Origin of the sequence: Sphingomonas populi, from assembly GCF_004208535.1 — a bacterium.
Lineage (GTDB): Bacteria > Pseudomonadota > Alphaproteobacteria > Sphingomonadales > Sphingomonadaceae > Sphingomonas > Sphingomonas populi.
Map to the genome: position 1 here is coordinate 76755 of NZ_SGIS01000013.1, position 19843 is coordinate 96597.

Annotated in this window: 23 protein-coding genes; 15 read left to right on the forward strand and 8 right to left on the reverse strand. The window is 67.3% G+C overall.

The features are described from left to right. Window positions 1–9: 9 nt before the first annotated feature. The 6 genes from EWE75_RS10425 to xth all read left to right on the forward strand — a co-directional run bounded on the left by EWE75_RS10425 (window position 10) and on the right by xth (window position 6038). Entirely contained in the window at window positions 10–2697 is a 2688-nt protein-coding gene (locus tag EWE75_RS10425; protein WP_130157133.1) for a bifunctional [glutamine synthetase] adenylyltransferase/[glutamine synthetase]-adenylyl-L-tyrosine phosphorylase, read from the forward strand. Next, window positions 2684–3154, forward strand: a complete 471-nt coding sequence (locus EWE75_RS10430) for a peroxiredoxin (RefSeq protein ID WP_130157216.1) — start codon at window positions 2684–2686, stop codon at window positions 3152–3154. The genes EWE75_RS10425 and EWE75_RS10430 overlap by 14 nt, the downstream gene beginning before the upstream one ends. Next, window positions 3151–3948: a ferritin-like domain-containing protein gene (locus tag EWE75_RS10435; RefSeq protein WP_427915781.1), complete on the forward strand. Its 798-nt coding sequence runs from the start codon at window positions 3151–3153 to the stop codon at window positions 3946–3948. Before EWE75_RS10430 ends, EWE75_RS10435 begins: the two co-directional genes overlap by 4 nt. A gap of 204 nt (window positions 3949–4152) precedes the next feature. Beyond that, a complete protein-coding gene (locus EWE75_RS10440) occupies window positions 4153–4791 on the forward strand; it encodes a M23 family metallopeptidase (protein ID WP_231708304.1) in 639 nt (212 codons plus the stop codon). A gap of 112 nt (window positions 4792–4903) precedes the next feature. Then, window positions 4904–5242: an iron-sulfur cluster insertion protein ErpA gene (gene erpA / locus EWE75_RS10445; RefSeq protein ID WP_130157137.1), complete on the forward strand. Its 339-nt coding sequence runs from the start codon at window positions 4904–4906 to the stop codon at window positions 5240–5242. A gap of 13 nt (window positions 5243–5255) precedes the next feature. Continuing rightward, a complete protein-coding gene (xth, locus tag EWE75_RS10450) occupies window positions 5256–6038 on the forward strand; it encodes an exodeoxyribonuclease III (RefSeq protein WP_130157139.1) in 783 nt (260 codons plus the stop codon). Between the two features lie 60 nt (window positions 6039–6098). Here the strand turns inward: xth and EWE75_RS10455 are convergent, their stop codons facing one another. From EWE75_RS10455 to lipB, 3 genes are all read right to left on the reverse strand, one after another. Next, window positions 6099–6695 (reverse strand): hypothetical protein, encoded by a 597-nt coding sequence (locus EWE75_RS10455; RefSeq protein ID WP_231708305.1) that lies wholly within the window; start codon window positions 6693–6695, stop codon window positions 6099–6101. Window positions 6696–6969: 274 nt separating this feature from the next. Continuing rightward, window positions 6970–7194, reverse strand: a complete 225-nt coding sequence (locus EWE75_RS10460; RefSeq protein ID WP_130157143.1) for a hypothetical protein — start codon at window positions 7192–7194, stop codon at window positions 6970–6972. Window positions 7195–7283: 89 nt separating this feature from the next. Beyond that, window positions 7284–7946 (reverse strand): lipoyl(octanoyl) transferase LipB, encoded by a 663-nt coding sequence (gene lipB, locus EWE75_RS10465; RefSeq protein WP_130157145.1) that lies wholly within the window; start codon window positions 7944–7946, stop codon window positions 7284–7286. Between the two features lie 115 nt (window positions 7947–8061). On the opposite strand from lipB, the gene EWE75_RS10470 reads away from it, so the two are divergent. Together EWE75_RS10470 and EWE75_RS10475 are read left to right on the forward strand one after the other, a co-directional pair. Further along, the gene (locus EWE75_RS10470; RefSeq protein ID WP_130157147.1) at window positions 8062–8886 is read left to right on the forward strand and encodes a hypothetical protein; all 825 of its coding nucleotides are present in this window, start codon (window positions 8062–8064) and stop codon (window positions 8884–8886) included. 10 nt (window positions 8887–8896) lie between these two features. Further along, window positions 8897–9664, forward strand: a complete 768-nt coding sequence (locus EWE75_RS10475) for a hypothetical protein (protein WP_130157149.1) — start codon at window positions 8897–8899, stop codon at window positions 9662–9664. Here EWE75_RS10475 and EWE75_RS10480 read toward each other — a convergent pair. The 3 genes from EWE75_RS10480 to EWE75_RS10490 are packed head-to-tail and all read right to left on the reverse strand — an operon-like array spanning window position 9648 to window position 11564. After that, a complete protein-coding gene (locus EWE75_RS10480; RefSeq protein ID WP_130157151.1) occupies window positions 9648–10241 on the reverse strand; it encodes a GNAT family N-acetyltransferase in 594 nt (197 codons plus the stop codon). The genes EWE75_RS10475 and EWE75_RS10480 overlap by 17 nt on opposite strands. Continuing rightward, a complete protein-coding gene (gene hemF / locus EWE75_RS10485; RefSeq protein WP_130157153.1) occupies window positions 10232–11074 on the reverse strand; it encodes an oxygen-dependent coproporphyrinogen oxidase in 843 nt (280 codons plus the stop codon). The genes EWE75_RS10480 and hemF overlap by 10 nt, the downstream gene beginning before the upstream one ends. 28 nt (window positions 11075–11102) lie before the next feature. Beyond that, window positions 11103–11564, reverse strand: coding sequence for a tRNA (cytidine(34)-2'-O)-methyltransferase (locus EWE75_RS10490; protein WP_130157155.1), 462 nt, complete (start codon window positions 11562–11564; stop codon window positions 11103–11105). Between the two features lie 161 nt (window positions 11565–11725). Between EWE75_RS10490 and petA the strand changes: the two genes are divergently transcribed. From petA to alr, 6 genes are all read left to right on the forward strand, one after another. Beyond that, complete coding sequence (gene petA / locus EWE75_RS10495) at window positions 11726–12310, forward strand: ubiquinol-cytochrome c reductase iron-sulfur subunit (protein ID WP_130157157.1); 585 nt, start codon at window positions 11726–11728, stop codon at window positions 12308–12310. A 13-nt stretch (window positions 12311–12323) separates the two neighbouring features. Further along, window positions 12324–13628, forward strand: coding sequence for a cytochrome b (locus EWE75_RS10500; protein WP_130157159.1), 1305 nt, complete (start codon window positions 12324–12326; stop codon window positions 13626–13628). A gap of 12 nt (window positions 13629–13640) precedes the next feature. Continuing rightward, window positions 13641–14492, forward strand: a complete 852-nt coding sequence (locus EWE75_RS10505; protein ID WP_130157161.1) for a cytochrome c1 — start codon at window positions 13641–13643, stop codon at window positions 14490–14492. A 2-nt stretch (window positions 14493–14494) separates the two neighbouring features. Next, on the forward strand, window positions 14495–15061 hold the full coding sequence (locus EWE75_RS10510) for an adenine phosphoribosyltransferase (protein WP_130157163.1): 567 nt from the start codon (window positions 14495–14497) through the stop codon (window positions 15059–15061). A gap of 148 nt (window positions 15062–15209) precedes the next feature. Continuing rightward, on the forward strand, window positions 15210–15782 hold the full coding sequence (locus tag EWE75_RS10515; protein WP_206364737.1) for a hypothetical protein: 573 nt from the start codon (window positions 15210–15212) through the stop codon (window positions 15780–15782). A gap of 67 nt (window positions 15783–15849) precedes the next feature. Further along, entirely contained in the window at window positions 15850–16881 is a 1032-nt protein-coding gene (gene alr / locus EWE75_RS10525; protein ID WP_130157165.1) for an alanine racemase, read from the forward strand. A gap of 34 nt (window positions 16882–16915) precedes the next feature. Here alr and EWE75_RS10530 read toward each other — a convergent pair whose 3' ends face one another. Beyond that, a complete protein-coding gene (locus tag EWE75_RS10530) occupies window positions 16916–18088 on the reverse strand; it encodes an acetyl-CoA C-acetyltransferase (protein ID WP_130157167.1) in 1173 nt (390 codons plus the stop codon). Between the two features lie 39 nt (window positions 18089–18127). Further along, window positions 18128–19141, reverse strand: coding sequence for an alpha/beta fold hydrolase (locus EWE75_RS10535; protein ID WP_206364738.1), 1014 nt, complete (start codon window positions 19139–19141; stop codon window positions 18128–18130). Window positions 19142–19237: 96 nt separating this feature from the next. Between EWE75_RS10535 and phaR the strand changes: the two genes are divergently transcribed. Beyond that, the gene (gene phaR / locus EWE75_RS10540; RefSeq protein WP_130157171.1) at window positions 19238–19807 is read left to right on the forward strand and encodes a polyhydroxyalkanoate synthesis repressor PhaR; all 570 of its coding nucleotides are present in this window, start codon (window positions 19238–19240) and stop codon (window positions 19805–19807) included. Window positions 19808–19843: the final 36 nt, after the last annotated feature.

The following is a 19843-nucleotide window of genomic DNA, read 5'->3' on the forward strand; positions in this document are numbered from 1 at the left end:
TTTGGTACTATGCAGCACACGCCTAAAACCTCCGACATCATCGATGCGCTTGGCCGCGCGCGTGCAAATGCGCCGTATCTGGCGCTGTCGCTCCAGCGCGAACCCGATCTTGCCGGTAGTTTCGCGCAGGGCACGCTGCCGTCGCTCGACGCGGTCGCGGTGGCAGACATCGCGCTGCCGACCGCGACGCGGTTGCGGCGCGAACGGCGGCGGCTCGCGCTGATCGTCGCGGTCGCCGATCTGGCGGGCGCCTATGATCTGACCGGCGTGACGCACGCGCTCAGCGACTTCGCGGACCACGCGCTCGATGCCGCGATCCGCGCCGCCATCGCCGAGCGCACCCCCGATGCCGAGCCGCGCGGCTTCGCCGCGATCGCGCTCGGCAAGCAGGGCAGCCGCGAACTCAATTACTCCTCGGATATCGATCCGATCCTGATTTTCGACCCCGCCACGCTGCCCTGCCGCCCGCGCGAGGATGTCGGCGAGGCGGCGGTACGGATCGCGCGCCGGGTTGTCGACCTGCTCCAGACCCGCGACGGCGACGGCTATGTGCTGCGCGTTGATCTGCGGCTGCGTCCCTCGCCCGAGGCGACGCCGATCGCGCTGTCGGTCGATGCCGCGATCTCCTATTACGAATCGCTCGCGCTGCCGTGGGAGCGCGCTGCCTTCATCCGTGCGCGCGCGGCGGCGGGGGACATCGCGCTGGGCGAACGCTTCCTCGGCGCGATCCAGCCGTTCATCTGGCGGCGCGCGCTCGATTTCGGCACGATCGGCGAGATTCGCGGCATCTCGCGCCGCATCCGCGATCATCATGCGCGGGGGCAGGCGTTCGGGCCGGGCTATGATCTCAAGCGCGGGCGCGGTGGCATCCGCGAGATCGAATTCTTCGCGCAGATCCACCAACTGATCCACGGCGGCCGCGATGCGGCGCTGCGCACGCCGGCGACGCGTGATGCGCTGGCGGCGCTGGCGGACGCGGGCTGGGTCGATCCGGGCGAAGCCGCCGCACTGACCGAGGCGTACACAGTGCTGCGCACCATCGAGCACCGCGTCCAGATGGTCGAGGACCGCCAGACGCATTTCCTGCCGAACGGCGCCGCGCTGGAGTCGCTCGCGCACCTGCACGGCCTCGGCGACGGCGCGGCGTTGCTCGATCTGCTGCGCCCGCATGTCGCGCGGGTTGGCGCCACCTACGATGCGCTCGATTCGGCCGAGGGCGATACGATGTCGTTCGATGCCGAGCATCTCGCCGCGCAACTGACGGCGGCGGGGTTCGCCGATCCGGTGGCGGCGGCGCGTGCGATTGGCCAGTGGCGCGCGGGCACCTACCCGGCGCTGCGCAGCGAGGCGGCGCGCTCGGCGCTGGAGGCGGTTCTACCCGGTCTGATCGAAGCGCTCGGCCGCGCGCCCGATCCCGGCGTCGCGATCGTCCGGCTCGATGCGACGCTCGCGCATCTGTCGAGCGCGATCAACTTCTTCCGCTTGCTGGAGGCGCGCCCGGCGCTCGCGCGGCTGCTCGCGCTGATCCTCAGCCACGCCGCGACGTTGGCGGAGTCGCTCGCGCGGCGGCCCGAGTTGATCGACGGGCTGATCGACGCCAGCGCGCTCGGCCCGGTCGGCGACGTCGCCGCACTCGCCGCCGAGATGCGCGGTGGCAGCGACTATCAGGCGCGGCTCGATCACGTCCGCCGCATCGTCGGCGAGAAGCGGTTCGCGCTCGGTACGCAGATCGTCGCGGGCGTGAGTGATCCGCTGGAGGTCGGCGCGGGCTATGCGCGCGTCGCCGAAGCCGCGATCGAGGTGCTCGCGGCGGCGACGATCGCCGAATTCGTCGCGGCGCATGGCGTCGTGCCGGCAAGCGAGCTGGTGATCCTCGCCTTCGGTCGGCTCGGCGGCGGCGTGCTCACCCACGCCTCCGATCTCGATCTCGTCTATCTCTTCACGGGCGATTACCGCGCCGAATCCGATGGCGCCAAGCCGCTCGGCGCGGTGCTCTATTACAATCGCCTCGCGCAACGCGTGACCGGCGCGCTGTCGGCGGCGACCGCGTTCGGGCCACTCTATGAGATCGATACGCGGCTGCGCCCCTCGGGCACGCAGGGGCCGCTCAGCGTCTCGCTCGACGGCTTCGCGCGCTATCAGCGCGAAAGCGCATGGACGTGGGAGCATATGGCGCTCACCCGCGCGCGGCCTGTGTTCGGCTCGGCGCAAGCGCGCGCCGACGTGACGACGGTGATCGACGCGGTGCTGCGCGGCGAGCGGCCCGAGCGCGACGTGGCGGCAGAAGCGGCGGGCATGCGCGCCGAGATGGCGAAGCATAAGCCGCCGAGCGGCCCGCTCGACGCCAAATTGCTGGCCGGCGGACTGGTCGATCTCGAATTCGCGGTCCACACCCTGCAACTCACCCGGCGAACCGGCTTCGATACCGATCTTGGCCGCGCCATCGCCGCGCTGGTAGGGCAGGGGGTGGCCCCGGCCGGGCTGATCGCGGCGGAACAGTTCCTCACCCGCCTGCTCATCACGCTGCGGCTGGTCGCGCCCGATGCTGAGATTCCACCTCCGCCGACGCAGGCGCTGATCGCGCGTGCGCTCGGCATGGCCGACTGGGAGGCGGTGGTTGCCAGCTTCGCTGCGACCCGGCAGGAGGTCGCCGCATGTCTCGCCAGCGTGGCGACAGGAGATGATGATGGCGATTGAACAGGGTGATCCGCTTCCCGATCTCGAACTGGCCGGCGCGGATGGCGCGCCCCTTCGGCTGCGCGACAAGGTCGGCGCGCCGTTCGTGCTGTATTTCTACCCCAAGGACGACACCACCGGCTGTACCCGCGAAGCGCAGGATTTCAGCGCGCTCTACCCGGAGTTCCGCGCGGCCGGCGTAGACCTGCTCGGCGTCTCGCCCGACACGCCTGCCAAGCACGCCAAGTTCACCGCCAAATATGATCTCACCGTGCCGCTCGCCAGCGACGAGGCGCATGCCGTGATGGAGGCGTTTGGCGTTTGGGTCGAAAAGAGCATGTACGGCCGCACCTACATGGGCGTCGAACGCGCGACCTTCCTGTTCGCGGCCGACGGCACGCTCGCGCAGGCGTGGCGCAAGGTCCGCGTCGCTGGTCATGCCGATCAGGTGCTGGCGGCGGCCAAGGCGCTGGGGTGACGCTGCCGAGTGTCTCGGTCGCGATTCGAGCGGTGCTGGAAACCGCCGATCCCGCGACCAAGGTGAAGCGCGCCCGCGCCGCCGCGCGTGGCTGGCGGCGTGGCGATTTCGCGGCCGCCGATGGCAGCGCGATGCCCGACCGCCCGGCGCGCCCGGCCGAGCCCGAGCTGCGCGCCCCCAACCAGATGCCGCGGCGCGGCAAGGGTTCGCTGCACGGGCGAATCGCGTTGCTGCACGCGCTCGCGCATATCGAGTTCGTCGCGATCGACCTCGCCTTCGATATGGCCGGTCGGTTCGGTGCCGGGTTCGCGCCCGACTTCACCACCGACTGGCTCGCGGTCGGCGCCGACGAAGCGATGCACTTCGCGCTGGTCGACCGCCGGCTGCGCGTGCTCGGCAGCCGCTACGGCGCGCTCCCCGCGCATGATGGTTTGTGGGAAGCCGCGATCGAAACCGCCGCCGATCCGCTCGCGCGGCTCGCGATCGTGCCGATGGTGCTGGAAGCGCGCGGGCTCGATGTCACGCCCGCCATGATCGCGCGTGCCGATGCCGCCGGCGATAGCGCCACCGCCGCGATTCTGCGCCGAATCCTCAGCGATGAGATTCGGCATGTGGCGATGGGAACCAAATGGTTCGAATCCGGTTGCACCGCGCTCGGCATCGCGCCGCAAAAATACTGGAAGAATCTGCTTTCACGCCATTTTCGCGGGGAACTAAAACCACCGTTCAACGACTCGGCGCGCCAAGCAGCCGGTCTGACGCGCGATTACTATCAGGCGCTTGCCCCTGCATGACAAAGCAGGGCAGGTATTGTGCGTCCGGGACGTGGAGGGGCTGCGAGCCGGACACAAGGGGCGGGTGCCGTCGTCTTCAGGCATACGCATAACGGTCGCTGGGGACAGATGAACACATTTACCACCATGTCTGGCGCGCATTGCATGGCGCGCCTCCGATCTTTCTTCTCCACCCGGAAGGCTGTCGCAGATAAGGCGTTCACGATGCTGGCGGGTGTCGCCGGCGTTGCGATGTGCTTCTCCGCCTGCGGCGTCGCCCGCGCGGCCGATAGCGCCGATGCCGCTGCCGACATGCGCGCCGACGTCCAGTTCCGCTCGCTGTTCCAGACCTGGAAGAAGCTCGACACGCTCGATCATGGCCTGATCGCCATCCCCTCGGTCCAGCCGGTCGAACATCTCGCCTACACCAGCAATTTCGGTATCCGCTCCGATCCGTTCCGCGGCACCGCCGCGATGCACGCCGGCGTCGATATCCCCGGCCCGATCGGCACGCCGGTCTATGCCACCGCCGATGGCTATGTCGATCGCGCCGAGCGCGCCGGCGGCTACGGCAACATGGTCGAGATCGATCATGGCAAGGGCATCCAGACCCGCTACGGCCACCTCTCGAAGATCCTCGTCCCCGCCAACACCCGCGTCCATCGCGGCCAGTTGATCGCGCTGATCGGCTCGACCGGGCGCTCGACCGGCCCGCATCTCCATTATGAAGTCCGCATCGATGGCCATGCGGTCAATCCGGTGCCGTTCCTCCAGAACGCCGATTATCTGCTCGCCGCGCAGGACCGTTCGATCAAGACCATCCCGGTCGGTGTCGGCTCCGCTGCGGATGAGTCCGCCGACTGAGGCGACCAGCCTGCTTTTGATTTCGCAAAGGGCGTCGGTCGCGAGACCGGCGCCCTTTGCTTTGCGGTCGCGGGCGGTTGCCGATGGCCCGGCCACCGCTTATCTGAAGCGCATGGCCACACTCGCTCCCGAAATCGCCCTGACCGATTCCGCCGCCGCCCGCGTCGCGGCGATCGCCGCCAAACAGGGCAAGCCCGCGATCCTGCGGCTGTCGGTCGATGGCGGCGGCTGTTCGGGCTTCCAGTACAAGTTCGGTTTCGCCGACGCGGTCGAAAGCGACGACACCATTGCCGAGAATGGCGACGTTCGGCTGGTGGTCGATTCGGTCAGCCTCGATCTCGTGCGCGGCGCGGCGGTCGATTATGTCGAGGAACTCGGTGGTGCTGCCTTCCGCGTGACCAACCCGCAGGCGGCATCGGGCTGCGGCTGCGGCGCCAGCTTCTCGATCTGACGCGCCCGCACCCGTGAAGATCGTCACTTACAACGTCAACGGCATCAAGGCGCGCCTGCCGCGCTTGCTCGAATATCTCGATGAGCAGCAACCGGATGTGGTCTGCCTTCAAGAGTTGAAGGCGAGCGACGAGACCTTCCCGATCGCCGACATCCGCGCCGCCGGCTACGGCGCCGTGTGGCACGGCCAGAAGAGCTGGAACGGCGTCGCGGTACTGGCCAAAGGCGCGGACCCGGTCGAGCGCCAGCGGGGCCTCGCGGGCGAGACCGAGGATGACCACAGCCGCTATCTCGAAGCCGAAGTGGCCACGGATTTTGGGGGCGTGGTGATCGCCTCGCTCTATCTGCCCAACGGCAATCCGCTGCCCGGCCCCAAGTTCGACTATAAGCTCCGCTGGATCGACCGGCTCGCGGCGCGCGCGCGTGCGCTGCTCGCCGAGGAGCGCGCGGTGGTGCTGGCGGGTGATTACAACGTCATCCCCAACGACGACGACACCTATTCCGTGCGGGCGATGGCGAGCGACGCGCTGATGCAGCCCGAAAGCCGCGCCGGTTTCCGCGCGTTGGTCGCACAGGGCTGGACCGATGCGCTGCGCACGCGGCACCCCAAGGGCGGCGTGTGGACCTTCTGGGATTATCAGGCGGGGGCATGGCCGCGCGACGCTGGCTTCCGCATCGACCATCTGCTGCTCTCGCCGATCGCCGCCGACCGGCTCGCCGATGCCGGCGTCGACAAGGACTATCGTGGCCGTGAAAAGGCCAGCGACCACGCGCCGACCTGGGCGATGTTGCGGTAATTGAGCCGCTTCACCGCTCGCCCCGCCGGAGACCGCAGGACGAACGGGGCGCGTAACCGATCAGCGAACCGTGTTGCTGGCGAGGGCGGTATCCATCGGGCCGCATGTCTTCTCGACCCATTCGCCCCTTTTGCCCCAGCATCGCGGATCGAGGTTGGGCACGCGCGACATGGCGACGACCGAGGGATGGCGCGGGAAGCGTTCTTCGCCCCAATAGACCAGCGCGTTGCGCAGCGTGGCGGTCTCTTCGAGCGCGATCTTGCCGAACTGTCCGCGTGGCGCGATCGCGGCGCGGAGCGCGACCCGCGCGGCGGTCTGGCAGAAGCCATATTGCGCATTGACCGTGGTGAAGCTCGAATAATTGCGCGTGTCGAAATGGTCGAGTGCGTTCTGTCCGGCGCGGAGCGTCTTGTTGGTGCGGATGAAATATTTGCTCACCGCGTCATAGGACTTCTTGATCTCGTCCTTATGGTTGAACAGGATTGCGTTGTAATTGGGCACGGACATCAGGGTCGGCTCGAACTGGCATTGCAGCGCGGCCACGTTGAGCGCCGCGCGCATCTGCCAGACCAGCGCCGATCGCACTTCGAGTGGTGTCGCGCCGGGGAAATCGGCCGCGTAGCGCGGTTCGCTGCCGGTGACGGGCGGGGCGGTCATGTCATGCGGAGTGAAAAAGAACTGCGCCTGGGCAGGCAGAGAAAGCGCCGCTGCATACAGGGCAGCACATCCGCATAACGCACGGGACAATTTCATCTTTTTCTCACTGAATGGCACTCGCGGCGTGATGATTACGGCGTTTTGCGTTTCAGCCCAAATGCTTTTTTAAGCATGCGGCCAACGTCCGTCGAATTGGGCGCGAAGCGGTGCGCGAATCAAAAGGGCCGCCCGGACGATCCGGGCGGCCCCTCTGGCATCACCGTTTTACGGGTGATTACATCGCGTTCGACGATTCGTTCGACATCATCGCGCCGTTGTCGGCCATCGTGCCGTCGACTGCGGTCATGTTGTCCGACATCGTGTCGGTGCTCTCGGTCGAGTTCAGATCCGTGACGGTGGTGTTGTCGACGGGTGCTTCGGTCTTGCCGCAAGCCGACAGCGAAACGGCAGCGGCTGCGACGAGCGAAACAGCAGCGATCTTGGAAAGGATAGTACGCATGGAAAAGCTCCCTAGAAATCGATTTAGGTGGTCTGGTTGACCTTATTTACCCGCATCGAGGGGGACATTAGTCTGATACGTACTTGCCCTCAAGCACAGTTTTCCGCGCCGCGGCGCAAACGCTCCAAAAACGGCGGAAAAGCGTCGTTCAGCGCAGCATCGAAGCGCGCGAAATCGCTCGGACGGCCAAGCGCCTGCGCGCTGGTGACGGGATATTCGGCGATGCCGCACGGCACGATGCCCGCGAAATGGCCGAGGTCGGGCGCGAGGTTCACCGCGAAGCCGTGCAGCGTCACCCAGCGCCGCACGCGCACCCCGATCGCGCCGATCTTGGCCTCCTCGCCGCCGTCGCGAGTCCAGATGCCGATCCGGCCCGGCGCGCGGAAAGCGGTGATGCCGAGCGTGCCCAGCGCATCGATCAGCCAGCCTTCGAGCGAGCAGATGAAATGGCGGATGTCGCGCCCGCGCACGTTGAGATCGAGCACCAGATAGCCGACGCGCTGGCCGGGGCCATGATAGGTGAAGCGCCCGCCGCGCCCGGTCTTCACCACCGGAAAGCGCGGATCGAGCAGTTCGGCCGGGTCGGCGCTGGTGCCGCCGGTATAGACCGGCGGATGTTCGAGCAGCCACACCAGTTCGCGCGCCTCGCCCGCAGCGACGGCGGCGGCGCGCGCTTCCATGATGGCGAGGGCATCCTCATAGCCGATTTGCTCTGGCTCGACGCGCCATTCGATTGGGTTGGGATCGTTCATACGCGCGTTCGATTGCGCCGATGCGCGCCCGAGCGCAAGATTGGACGGGATCAGTGGCAAGGCCCGCCGCGTTGGGCTAACGCGGGTTCACGCGCGTCGCGGATCGGGGGCACCAATGGTCAATCTTGAAGCCGTTTGGGACAGGACATCCGAGTTCGTCGGAGAACGCCGCGCGGACGTGATCCCGATCGCGCTGCTGCTTCTGTTCGTGCCGATCGGTCTGATGAGCAATCTGATGCCGCTGATCGGACGCCAGCCAAGCGTGCGCAACATCGCGCTTGCCTTGGCGGCGGTGGCGCTCGGTATCGTTACGATCTGGGGGCATCTCGCGCTGACCGCGCTCGTGCTGAAGGCTGGCGGCTGGAAGACTGCGGTTCGCACCGGGGCTGAGCGGTTGCCGGTCGCGGTGCTGATCTCGCTGATCGAGATGGCGGTGCTGGTGCTGGCCGTCGCACCGATCTTCGTCGTTTTCGCGATGAGCGGGATCATGTCCGACGCGACGCCGGCGGGGTCGGTGCCAACGATGGGCCTCGAACCGGCGGTGTTCATCCTGGTCTACGGCGTGGTCGTCGCGATTGTCGGGCTGGTGCTGCTTGCACGCCTGCTCCTCGTCAACGCGGCACTGGTCGGCGAGCGGCGCGGTGTCTCCGCGCTGATCCGCTCGCTCGCGCTGACGCGCGGCATGACGCTCAAATTGGTCGGCCTCGTGCTGCTCTACATCATCGTTTCGCAGGTCGCAGGACTCGCCACCAAGACGGTGTTCGGCGCGATCCTCGGCCTGCTCACCCTCGGCAACGACAATGCCACCCTCGCCACCGTCATCACAACGACGCTCGTCGCGCTCGTCCAGACCGGCTTCACCACATTGGCGACGGTGTTCACCGCACGCCTGTTCCTCGCGGTGCGCGACGTGCGCGAGACGATCGTCGAACTCGTATGAAAAGCCCGATATGAAATTGAATATTGCCCGCGCGTTCCAAACCGCGTGGTCCATGTGGAAGACCGACTGGGATCTGCTGCTGCGCGTGGCGGGGCTGTTCGTGTTCCTGCCGCAATTCGCGGCGCTGTTACTGGTGCCGCAGATGCCCGCTCTGCCCGAGGGCGACACCAGCGAGGCCGCAGTGCGCGTCTGGGTTGAGGCGTTCACCACTTGGTTCAGCGCTAACGGCCCGTGGCTGTTCGGCGCGGAAATGCTGACCTTGTTCGGCAGTCTCGTGATGCTGTCGCTGTATCTCGGCACGAACCGCCCGCCGCTCGGCGCGGCGCTGGCGGGGTCGCTGCGGCTGTTTCCGCGCTATCTGCTCGCGGCGCTGATCGTGTCGCTGCCGGTCGGGCTGTTTCTGGTGCCGGTGATCGGTTTCGTGATGGTGCTGCCGGCGATGTACCTGTTCGGGCGGCTGCTGTTGACCGGCGCGGTGATCGCTGCCGAACAGCCGATCGGCGCGATCCCCGCGCTCCAGCGCAGCGCGCGGCTGACACGCGGCAACGGCATGGTGATGATGGGCGTCGCCGGCCTGCTGCTGTTCGGCGGCCAGCTTGCCGCGTGGCCGTTTGTGGCGGCGGGGCATGCGCTGGGTGGCGCGCCGTTGGCGAACCCGGTGACGGCGGCGTTGCTCGACGGCGCGGCTTCGGCGGCGCTGACGGCGGCGCTGATCGCGACGGTGCTGGTGCGCGTCGCGCTCTACCGCGAGGCTTTGGTGCTTAACCGCGAGGCTTGAGGCACGGGATCTGCGGCGCGGCGTCGGGCGGCAGCGCGCCGATCAGCCGTGGGTCAGCGAACGTCTCGATCGTGCGCCGGATCGCGGTGAAGCCAGACCGGCGATAGAAGCTGAGCGCGGCGGGATGGTCGAGCGTGCAGGTGTGGACCCACACCCGCTCGATCCCCGGCGCCCACGCGCGCCGCAGCGCCTCCGCCATCAACCAGCGCCCGAGACCCTGACCGGCAAGATCGGGCACCAGCCCGAAATACGACAGCTCGCATTCGCGCGGGCTGCGAAAATCGAGTTCGAGCATGCCGGCGTCGCGCCCGCCGTCATCGACCGCCGCGAAGATCGCCACGCCGGGATCGTGGAGGATCGCGGTCAGCGCGGCCTCGTCCATCACCAGCCGCGAGAACCACAGCCACGGCGCGCCGACGCGGCGGAACAGCGCGCGGTAGCGATCGGGGGCAGGGCGCTCCAGCGCGACCAGCCGCAGCGGCGCGTCGGGCACTGGCGCCAGCTCGGGCCGCGCGCGCATCTCCAGCGTGGTGACGATCGTCGCCACCTCGTCGGCGCGGACGCCGATCAGTCCCATGTCGCGACCGGCGGCAGGCTCATCAGGATCGCATCAATGTTGCCGCCGGTCTTGAGGCCAAATAACGTGCCGCGATCATAGACGAGGTTGAACTCGGCATAGCGCCCGCGCCATGCGCGCTGCTGCGCCACATGGGCGGCGGTGAAGGCGGTATCCATTCGCCGCCGCACGATTCGGGGATAGATGTCGAGGAAGGCGCGGCCGACATCCTGCGTGAACGCAAAATCGCGCGCGAAATCGCCTTCGAGATGATCGTAGAAAATCCCGCCGACGCCGCGATGAACCTGCCGGTGCGGGATGTAGAAATAGTCGTCCGCCCATTGCTTGAAGCGCGGATAATGCGCCGGATCGTGCGCGTCGCATGCCGCTTGCAGCACGGCATGGAAATCGGCGGTGTCCTCCGCGATCGGGAGCGGCGGGTTGAGATCGGCGCCGCCACCGAACCAGCGCTTCGTCGTCGTCAGCATCCGCGTGTTCATATGAACGGCGGGAACATGCGGATTGGCCATGTGCGCGACGAGGCTGATGCCGGTCGCGCAGAAGCGCGGGTCTTCCCCCGCGCCGTGGATGGTTTTGCCGAAATCGCCGTCGAGCATGCCGCCGACGGTCGAGACGTTGACGCCGACCTTCTCGAAAACCTTGCCCTTCATCACCCCGCGCACGCCGCCGCCACCCGGCTCGCCCGACGGATCGGTACGGTCCCACGGCGTATAGACGAAGCGCGCGTCCGATCCCGCCTCGGCCTCGATCGCCTCGAATTCGGCGCAGATCAGGTCGCGCAGATGCTCGAACCAGGTGCGGGCGGCGGATTGCTGTTCGTCGAGTGGCTGCATGGTCGCGCCCTTTGCCTCCCTCCGGCGGTTAAGTCGAGACGTCGGCGGGCCAGCCGCCGGTCTGGCGCAACGCCTCGCCGAGTGCGATCCCGCACGCGACCGCGAGATTGAGCGAGCGCATCCCGGCCGCGAGCGGGATTCGCACGCGCAGATCGGCCCGATCATGCACCGCCGCCGGCACGCCGCTGCCTTCGGAGCCGAACAGCAGGATATCGCCGCTGCGGAACGTCGCGGCGTCGAGCCGGACACCGCCGCTTGTGGTCAGCAACACCAGCCGCCCGGTTACGCCCGCTTCGAACGCCGCCCAGTCGATATGGCGCCGCACCTCGGCGGCGCGCGCATAGTCCATGCCGGCGCGCGCGAGCGCACGGTCGCTGAACGCGAAGCCCATCGGCTCGATCAGATCGACCGCGACGCCGAAGCACGCGGCCATGCGCAGGATCGTGCCGACATTGCCGGCGATTTCGGGTTGGTGAAGGGCGATGCGCATGAAGCTGCGTTACCAGAGGTAAAATGCTGTTGGCAAAGCCCGCTGCCTCCGTCTATCAGGTCGAGGCTTCCCGTGGGGACGGAGAAGGTCAGGGCGGCGATATCGTCATCGTCGCCTCAGGAAAATCCCATCGTCGACACGGCGAAGACAAGGGCAGAGAAATGGCAACAGTCGATAATGCCGTGCCACCTGGAGAGGATCCGGCACCCTTCCACGAGGCGGTCGATGATCCGCGCCGGCGCGATTTCATCAATATCGCGGCGGTCGCCTGGGCGGGCGTTGGCGGCGCGATCGTCGTGCTGCCGCTCATCAATCAGATGAGTCCGTCCGCCGACGTGCTGGCGCTGTCCACCACCGAGGTCGACCTTTCCAAGATCGAAGCCGGGCAGGGCATCGTCACGTCGTTCCGCAAACAGCCTCTGTTCGTGCGCCACCTGACGCCGAAGGAAATCACCGAGGCCGATGCCGTGCCGCTCGGCGAGCTGCGCGACCCGCAGACGCTGGCGCAGCGGACCAAGCCCGGCAAGGAAAACTGGCTCATCACGCTCGGCGTCTGCACCCATCTCGGCTGCATCCCGCTCGGCATCCACGAAGGCGAGAATCGCGGCCAGTTCGGCGGCTATTTCTGCCCGTGCCACGGGTCGCAATACGATACCGCCGCGCGCATCCGCAAAGGCCCCGCGCCAAAGAACCTGGCCGTGCCGCCGTACACTTTTTCGTCGGACACGACGGTAACCGTCGGTTGAGGATGTCACAGAGATGAGCTTTCCCTGGGCGAAACATTACGAACCGAAATTCGCGCTGACCAAGTGGGTCGACGAACGGCTGCCGTTGCCGCGCCTCGTCTACAGCGCGGTCGGCGCCGGCTATCCGGTGCCGCGCAACCTCAACTATTTCTGGAACTTCGGCGTGCTCGCCGGCGCCGCGCTCGCCGCGCAGATCGTCACCGGCATCGTGCTGGCGATGCATTATGCCGCGAACGGCGGGGTCGCGTTCGATTCGGTCGAGCACATCATGCGTGACGTCAACGCCGGCTGGTTCCTGCGCTATGCCCACGCCAACGGCGCGTCGATGTTCTTCATCGTCGTCTACATCCACATTTTCCGGGGCCTTTATTACGGATCGTACAAGGCGCCGCGCGAGATGGTGTGGCTGCTCGGCGTCGTCATCTTCCTGCTGATGATGGCGACCGCGTTCATGGGCTATGTGCTGCCGTGGGGGCAGATGAGCTTCTGGGGCGCGCAGGTCATCACCGGCTTCTTCTCGGCGATACCGATCGTCGGCGACACGATCCGCGTGTGGCTGCTCGGCGGCTATGCGCCTGACGATGCCGCGCTCAACCGCTTCTTCTCGCTGCACTATCTGCTGCCGTTCGTGATCGCTGCGGTCATCGTGCTGCACATCTGGGCGCTGCACATTCCGGGCTCTAACAACCCGACCGGCGTCGACGTGAAGGGCGAGCAGGATACCGTGCCGTTCCATCCGTACTACACCGCCAAGGACGGGTTCGGGCTGGGCGTCTTCCTGGTGCTGTTCGCGTTCCTGATCTTCTTCGCGCCGAACTATCTCGGCCACCCGGACAATTACATTCCCGCCAACCCGCTGGCGACGCCCGCGCATATCGTGCCCGAATGGTATTTCTGGCCTTTCTACGCGATCCTGCGCGCGTTCACCTCGGACTTCATCCTGCCCGCGAAATTGTGGGGCGTGCTGGCGATGTTCGGGTCGATCGTGCTGCTGTTCTTCCTGCCGTGGCTGGACAGTTCGCCGGTCCGCTCGACCAATTACCGGCCGCTGTACCGCATCTTCTTCTGGGTGCTGGTCGCCGACGTGCTGGTACTCGGCTATTGTGGCGGATCGCCCGCCGAGCCGGCTTATGTGATCATCAGCCAGATCGCGGCAGCATATTATTTCGCGCACTTCCTCGTCATTCTGCCGATCGTCTCGCGGATGGAGCGTCCGCGCCCGCTGCCCAATTCGATCACCGAGGCGGTGCTGGCGAAGCATGGCGGCACCAGCCCGGCGGAGTCCGCCGTCAGCGGTTCCGTGCTCGCGGCCGAATAAGGGGACACGACCATGATCCGCTGGATTTCCGGTTTCATCGGCGCTGGCATCGTCGCCGTGCTCGCCTGGTCGCTGCTCTGGTCGGTGGTGGGGGTCGTCACCGATCCGCCCGCGCCGACCGCCGAGCATTATGTGCACGCGCACCACCCGTTGCTCAGCGCCGAGCTCCCCTCCGAGGGGCTGTTCGGCAAATACGACGTGCGCCAGCTCCAGCGTGGCTTCCAAGTGTACAAGGAAGTGTGCGCGGCGTGCCATTCGATCCGGCTCGTCTCGTTCCGCGACCTGAAGCAGCTCGGCTATGACGACGGTCAGGTCAAGGCGCTCGCCACTGGCTGGCAGATCGAACAGCCGAGCATCAATCCCGACACGGGTGAAGTCGCGACGCGCAAGAACCTGCCGTCGGATCACTTCCCGCTGGTGTTCGCCAACGACGTGGCGGCGCGCGCCGCCAACAACAATGCGGTTCCGCCCGATCTGTCGCTGATGACCAAGGCGCGCCACGAAGGGCCGGATTACGTCTATTCGCTGGTCGGGCACGGCTATGTGACCCAGCCCGCCGATCTGCTGACCAAGTTCCCCGACGCGAAGACGCCGAACGGGCTTCACTACAACCAGTATTTCGCCAACCTCAACATCGCGATGCCGCCGCCGCTGACGCAGGACGGGCAGGTCCAGTATCTCGACGGCACCAAGCCGACCGTCGACCAGATGGCGAAGGACGTCGCGGCGTTTCTGACGTGGACAGCCGAACCCAATCTCGATACCCGCCACGGCGCCGGCTTTGCCGTGCTCGGGTTCCTGCTGGTGTTCTGTTTCCTCGCATACGGCGCGTATCAGAATGTCTGGCGCAACATGAAACATTGAGAATGATCGCAGTCGAGACCGAGGCCCGCCAGGATCAGCGCAACGACGATTTGAAGGCGCTGATCCGCACCATTCCCGATTTCCCCAAGCCCGGCATCCAGTTCCGCGACATCACGACGCTGCTGCTCGATGCCAAGGGTTTCGCCGACGCGATCGCCCGCATGGCGGCGGCCACGGTCGGCCCGGTCGATCTCGTTGCCGGGATCGAGGCGCGCGGCTTCATCTTCGCGGCTGCAATGGCGGCTCCGCTCGGCGCGGGCGTGCTGTTGATCCGCAAGGACGGCAAGCTGCCCGGCGTGACGATCGCCGAGGATTACGCGCTCGAATACGGCACCGATCGGATCGCGATGCACGAGGATGCGCTCGTGCCCGGCCAGCGCGTGCTGCTCGTCGACGATCTGATCGCCACCGGCGGCACCGCCCGCGCGGCAGTGCGGCTGCTGCGCAAGGCCGGCGCGGTGGTGGAGCAGGCGCAGTTCCTGCTCGACCTGCCCGATCTCGGCGGCGCCGATGCGCTCCGCGCCGACGGGCTGGCGGTCGATTCGCTGATGGCGTTCGAGGGACATTGATCGGCCACGGCCCCGCCGGCGCGCCGGCGGGACCGATCGGCATGTGTCTGCGATGGGTCGAAAACGGAACCGCAGCCGCGCTTCATCGTTTGTTCTACACGATGCGACGCGCCAGATTGCGGCTCCGCATCCTGTCGGAGTACGCAGCATGATCCCCAGAAAACTCTTGATCGCCGGTCTCGGCCTCACTGCAGCCTTTGGCCTCTCGGCCTGCGTCGATGACGGGTACGGCTATGGCGGTGGCGGTATCGGCTATGCCAGCGCCGGGTGGGACCCCTATTACGGCGGCTTTAGCGGCGATCCCTATTGGGGCTGGTACGGCGACTATTATTATCCGGGCACTGGCTATTACGTCTATGGCCGCGACAACCGCCGCTACCGCTGGAACGGCGCTCAACAAAATTACTGGCGCGGTCGCTCGCAGCATTGGAACAACGCACACCGCGACATTCGCCCGATGTGGCGCGATTTCGGCGGCCAGCGTGGCGGTAACACCTGGCAGGGCGGACGCCCGCGCGGCGGCGATTGGCATGGCAACGGTGGCCGCCCCGGCGGCACCCCGCAAGGCGCAGGCCGCCCCGGCGGCGGCAACTGGCAGGGTAACGGCGGCGGTCAACCGGGCGGCGGAGCGTGGCATGGCAACGGCGGTGGCCGACCCAGTGGTGGCAATTGGCACGGTGGCGGTGGCCATCGTGGCGGCGGCGGCGGTCGCCGCCCCTGATCATCTTCGCGCCGGACGTGACCGCGCAACACTGGCACCGCTGGCGTCACGGCGCTAATCGGGAAGCATGAACGCACCCCATCGTTTGCGGCTAGATAGCGCCGCGCTCGTCACCAACTGGCGCGCACTCGCCGCGCTGAGCGGACCCGCCGCCTGCGGTGCGGCGATCAAGGCCGATGGCTATGGCCTCGGCGCGGTCGAGGTCGCCCGTCGCCTCGCGCACGCCGGCTGCCACGACTTTTTCGTCGCCACCTGGGCCGAAGCCGAGGCACTCGCCCCGCTCGGCCTGCCGGTCGCGGTCCTGCACGGCGTTCGCGAGGAAGACATGGCCGCCGCGCGCGAGGGCTTCGCGTGGCCGGTGCTGAATACCGAGCTACAGGTCGCGCGCTGGCGCGCCGCCGGCGGCGGGCGGTGCGACGTGATGGTCGATACCGGCATGAGCCGGCTCGGCGTCTCGGCCGCTGCGGTGTCGGATAGCACGCTCGACGGGCTGGAGATCGGCACGCTGATGAGCCACCTCGCCAGCGCCGACGAGGATTCGCCGCTCAACGCGCGCCAGCTCGCCGCGTTCACCGCGCTCAAGGGCCACCATTCCGCCAAGCGGATGAGCCTCGCCAATTCCGCCGCGATCGGCATAGGCCGGGACTATGCGTTCGATCTGGTCCGGCCCGGCCTCGCGCTCTACGGCGGCGTGCCGCGCGCCGAGCTTGCCGGTACAGTGCGGCAAGTGGTGACGCCCGAGGCACAAATCCTCCAGCGCCGCCGCCTCCAGCCCGGCGACGTAATCGGCTATAACGCCTTGTTCACCGCCGAACGCCCGACCGAAGTGGCGATCCTCAACCTGGGCTATGCCGACGGCTATTGGCGCGGCTTCTCGCAGCGTGGCGCGGCGCGTCACGGCGATGCGCGCCTGCCGGTGCTGGGCCGAGTCTCGATGGACCTCACCGCCATCGCGGTCGATGCCGCGCCCGATCTTGCCGAGGGCGACTGGGTCGCGATCGACTATGCGCTGCCGGAGGCGGCGGCGTTGTCGGGCATGTCGCAGTACGAACTGCTCACCGGGCTGGGCAAGCGGTTCGACCGGGTGTGGGTCGGGTAGCGGACGCGCCTCGCGCCGCTACCCTAAGCTCACATCAGCGCTCGACGCACATGGCGATGCCCATGCCGCCGCCGATGCACAACGTCGCCAGACCCTTCTTCGCGTCGCGCTTCGCCATCTCGTAGAGAAGGGTGGTCAGCACGCGCGCGCCGCTCGCGCCGATCGGATGGCCGATCGCGATTGCGCCGCCGTTGACGTTGACCTTCTCGGCGTCCCAGCCGAGTTCCTTGCCGACCGACAGCGCCTGCGCGGCGAACGCTTCGTTCGCTTCGATCAGGTCGAGATCGGCGATCGTCCAGCCAGCCTTCTCCAGCGCGCGGCGCGTGGCGGGGACGGGGCCGATGCCCATGACAGACGGATCGACACCAGCCGAGGCCCAACTCACGATGCGCGCGAGGATCGGGCTTCCGCGCTTCTCTGCTTCCTCACGGCTCATCAGCACCAGCGCGGCGGCGCCGTCGTTGAGGCCAGAGGCGTTCGCGGCAGTGACGGTGCCGTCCTTCTTGAAGGCGGGGCGCAGGCCCGACACCGATTCGATCGTCGCGCCGGCGCGGATATATTCATCGGCATCGACGATCGTGTCGCCTTTGCGGCCCTTGATCGTGACCGGCACGATCTCGTCCTTGAAGCGGCCGCTGCCGCGCGCGGCCTCGGCCAGATTCTGCGAGCGCACCGCGAACGCGTCCTGCTCGCCACGCGTCACCTGATATTGCTCGGCGACGTTCTCGGCAGTGATGCCCATGTGATAGTGGTTGAACGCGTCGGTCAGCCCGTCCTTGATCATCGTGTCGATCAGCGCGAGGTCTCCCATCTTCTGACCCGCGCGCAGCGCCTGCGCGTGCGCCGACATCGACATCGATTCCTGCCCGCCCGCAACGACGATGCTGGCATCGCCGGTCGCGATCGCCTGTGCCGCGAGCGCGACCGCGCGCAGCCCCGAGCCGCACACCTGATTGACGCCCCAGGCCGGAACCTCCTTGGGCACGCCCGCCGCCATCGACGCCTGCCGCGCGGGGTTCTGGCCCTGCGCCGCAGTCAGCACCTGCCCGAGAATCACCTCCGACACCTCCTCGCCCGACACGCCCGCCTGCGCGAGCGCGGCGACGATCGCCTGACGGCCGAGCTCATGCGCGGGCACGCCAGCAAAGGCGCCGAGGAAGCTGCCGACGGGAGTGCGCTTTGCGGCGGTGATGACGATATCGGTCATGTCTGGTGTGTCTCCGACAGGTGGAATGTCTGTGTGCGGTTATCTAGGGCGCGGCAGGGCGCTTAGCCAGTCCGCAAGCGGCTCCCACAGCTCGACGCGGCGGCGGCTGCCGACGATCATGCCGACATGCCCGGCGACGACATCGCGCCGGTCGGGCAGATCGGCTGCGCTGGCGGCGGGCACGATCCGGTCGTGACGCGAGACGAAGTCGATCGCGGGGCAATCCAGCCGCGCCGGGCCGGCGACGGCGCCGGCGACTCGCCACGCGCCGCTGCCGGGCAGGTCGCGCGCGATGAAATCCTCCATCAACTGCCGCCCGGCACCATAGGGCAGGGGCGCGCCGCCGTTCGCCCAATCCTCCACCGCGATGAAGGCTTTCCACGCGGGGCTGCCCGGCTGCATTCGCGCGAACGCCTCGTATTTCGCGATCGTCTTGGCCGGATCGAGCCGCCAGAAGCCGCTTTGCAACACTTCGACCGGCACCAGACCCATGGCTTCGCAACTCGGCTTGGCGGTGGCCCACAGTGATCCGATGTCGGCACGGCCGAGACCGAACCCGGCGAATCGCCACGGCGCCGCGATCAGCGCCAGCCCCGCCACCTTCGCGGCGCAGGCCGCGCCGAGCGCCATCGTTCCGCCAAGGCAATAGCCCGCCAGCACCGGCGGCTCGCCGAGCCGCTCGGCCACCTTGGCGATCAGCGGCAGCAGGAGCTGCTCGACATGCCCGGCCAGGTCCATGCCGCGGTCGCGCGGCGGCGGATTGCCCCAATCGACCAGCAGCGGGCGAACGCCGGTGCCGGCCAGCCAGCGCAGCAGCGATACGTCGGGGGTGAGATCAAGGATGTTTGGCCCGTTGATGAGCGACGGCACCACAATCACCGGCCGCCCCGTCTCGCCCTTCACGCCGTAATCGCGCAGCCGCACCCGGCCTTTGCGGAACCGTATTGGCGCAAGTTTGCGCGGTCGCCCACGCGGCGCCTCCTGAAACGCGCGCAACCCGGCAAGTGCTGCGGTGCGACGTTCGGGTGATTCCGCAGTCTCGCTTTGCAGCATTTCAAGGAATAACGGCAGTGGTCGTGGACCGTGTTGCGATGCGGCATCAAAAGGTGTTAGACGTGAGACAACCACTGGGGGTCAGGGCCTTTCTTCATGAAAAAGCATACTGCGGGCGATGGCCCGGCGATCATCAAGAAATACGCCAACCGCCGGCTCTATAATACCGAAACCTCGTCGTACATCACGCTCGAACATCTCGCTGCGATGACGCGCGAGGGGCGCGACTTCAAGGTGGTCGACGCCAAGAGCGACGAGGACATCACGCATAACATCCTCACGCAGATCATCATGGAGGAGGAGTCGCGCGGCGAGACGATGCTTCCGGTCAACTTCCTGCGTCAGTTGATCTCGATGTACGGCGATTCGATGCAGGCGATGGTGCCGGGCTATCTCGAAGCGTCGATGGACAGCTTCCGCCGCAACCAGCTCCAGTTCAAGTCGGCGGTCGAGGGCGCGTTCGCCAACTCGCCGTTCGCCGAACTCGCCAAGCAGAACATGGCGATGTTCGAAGCGGCGACTCAGGCGTTCAAGCCCGGCGCAGTCGGCGCCGCGCCCGCCAAACCGGCGGAGGATGCCACCCCGCTCAGCAAGGACGAGGAAATCGCCGCGCTGAAGGCGGAACTGGGCAAGCTCGTCGAGAAGATCGACAAACTCGGCGAATAAAAACGCGTCGCCCCGGCGAAGGCCGGGGCAGTTGTG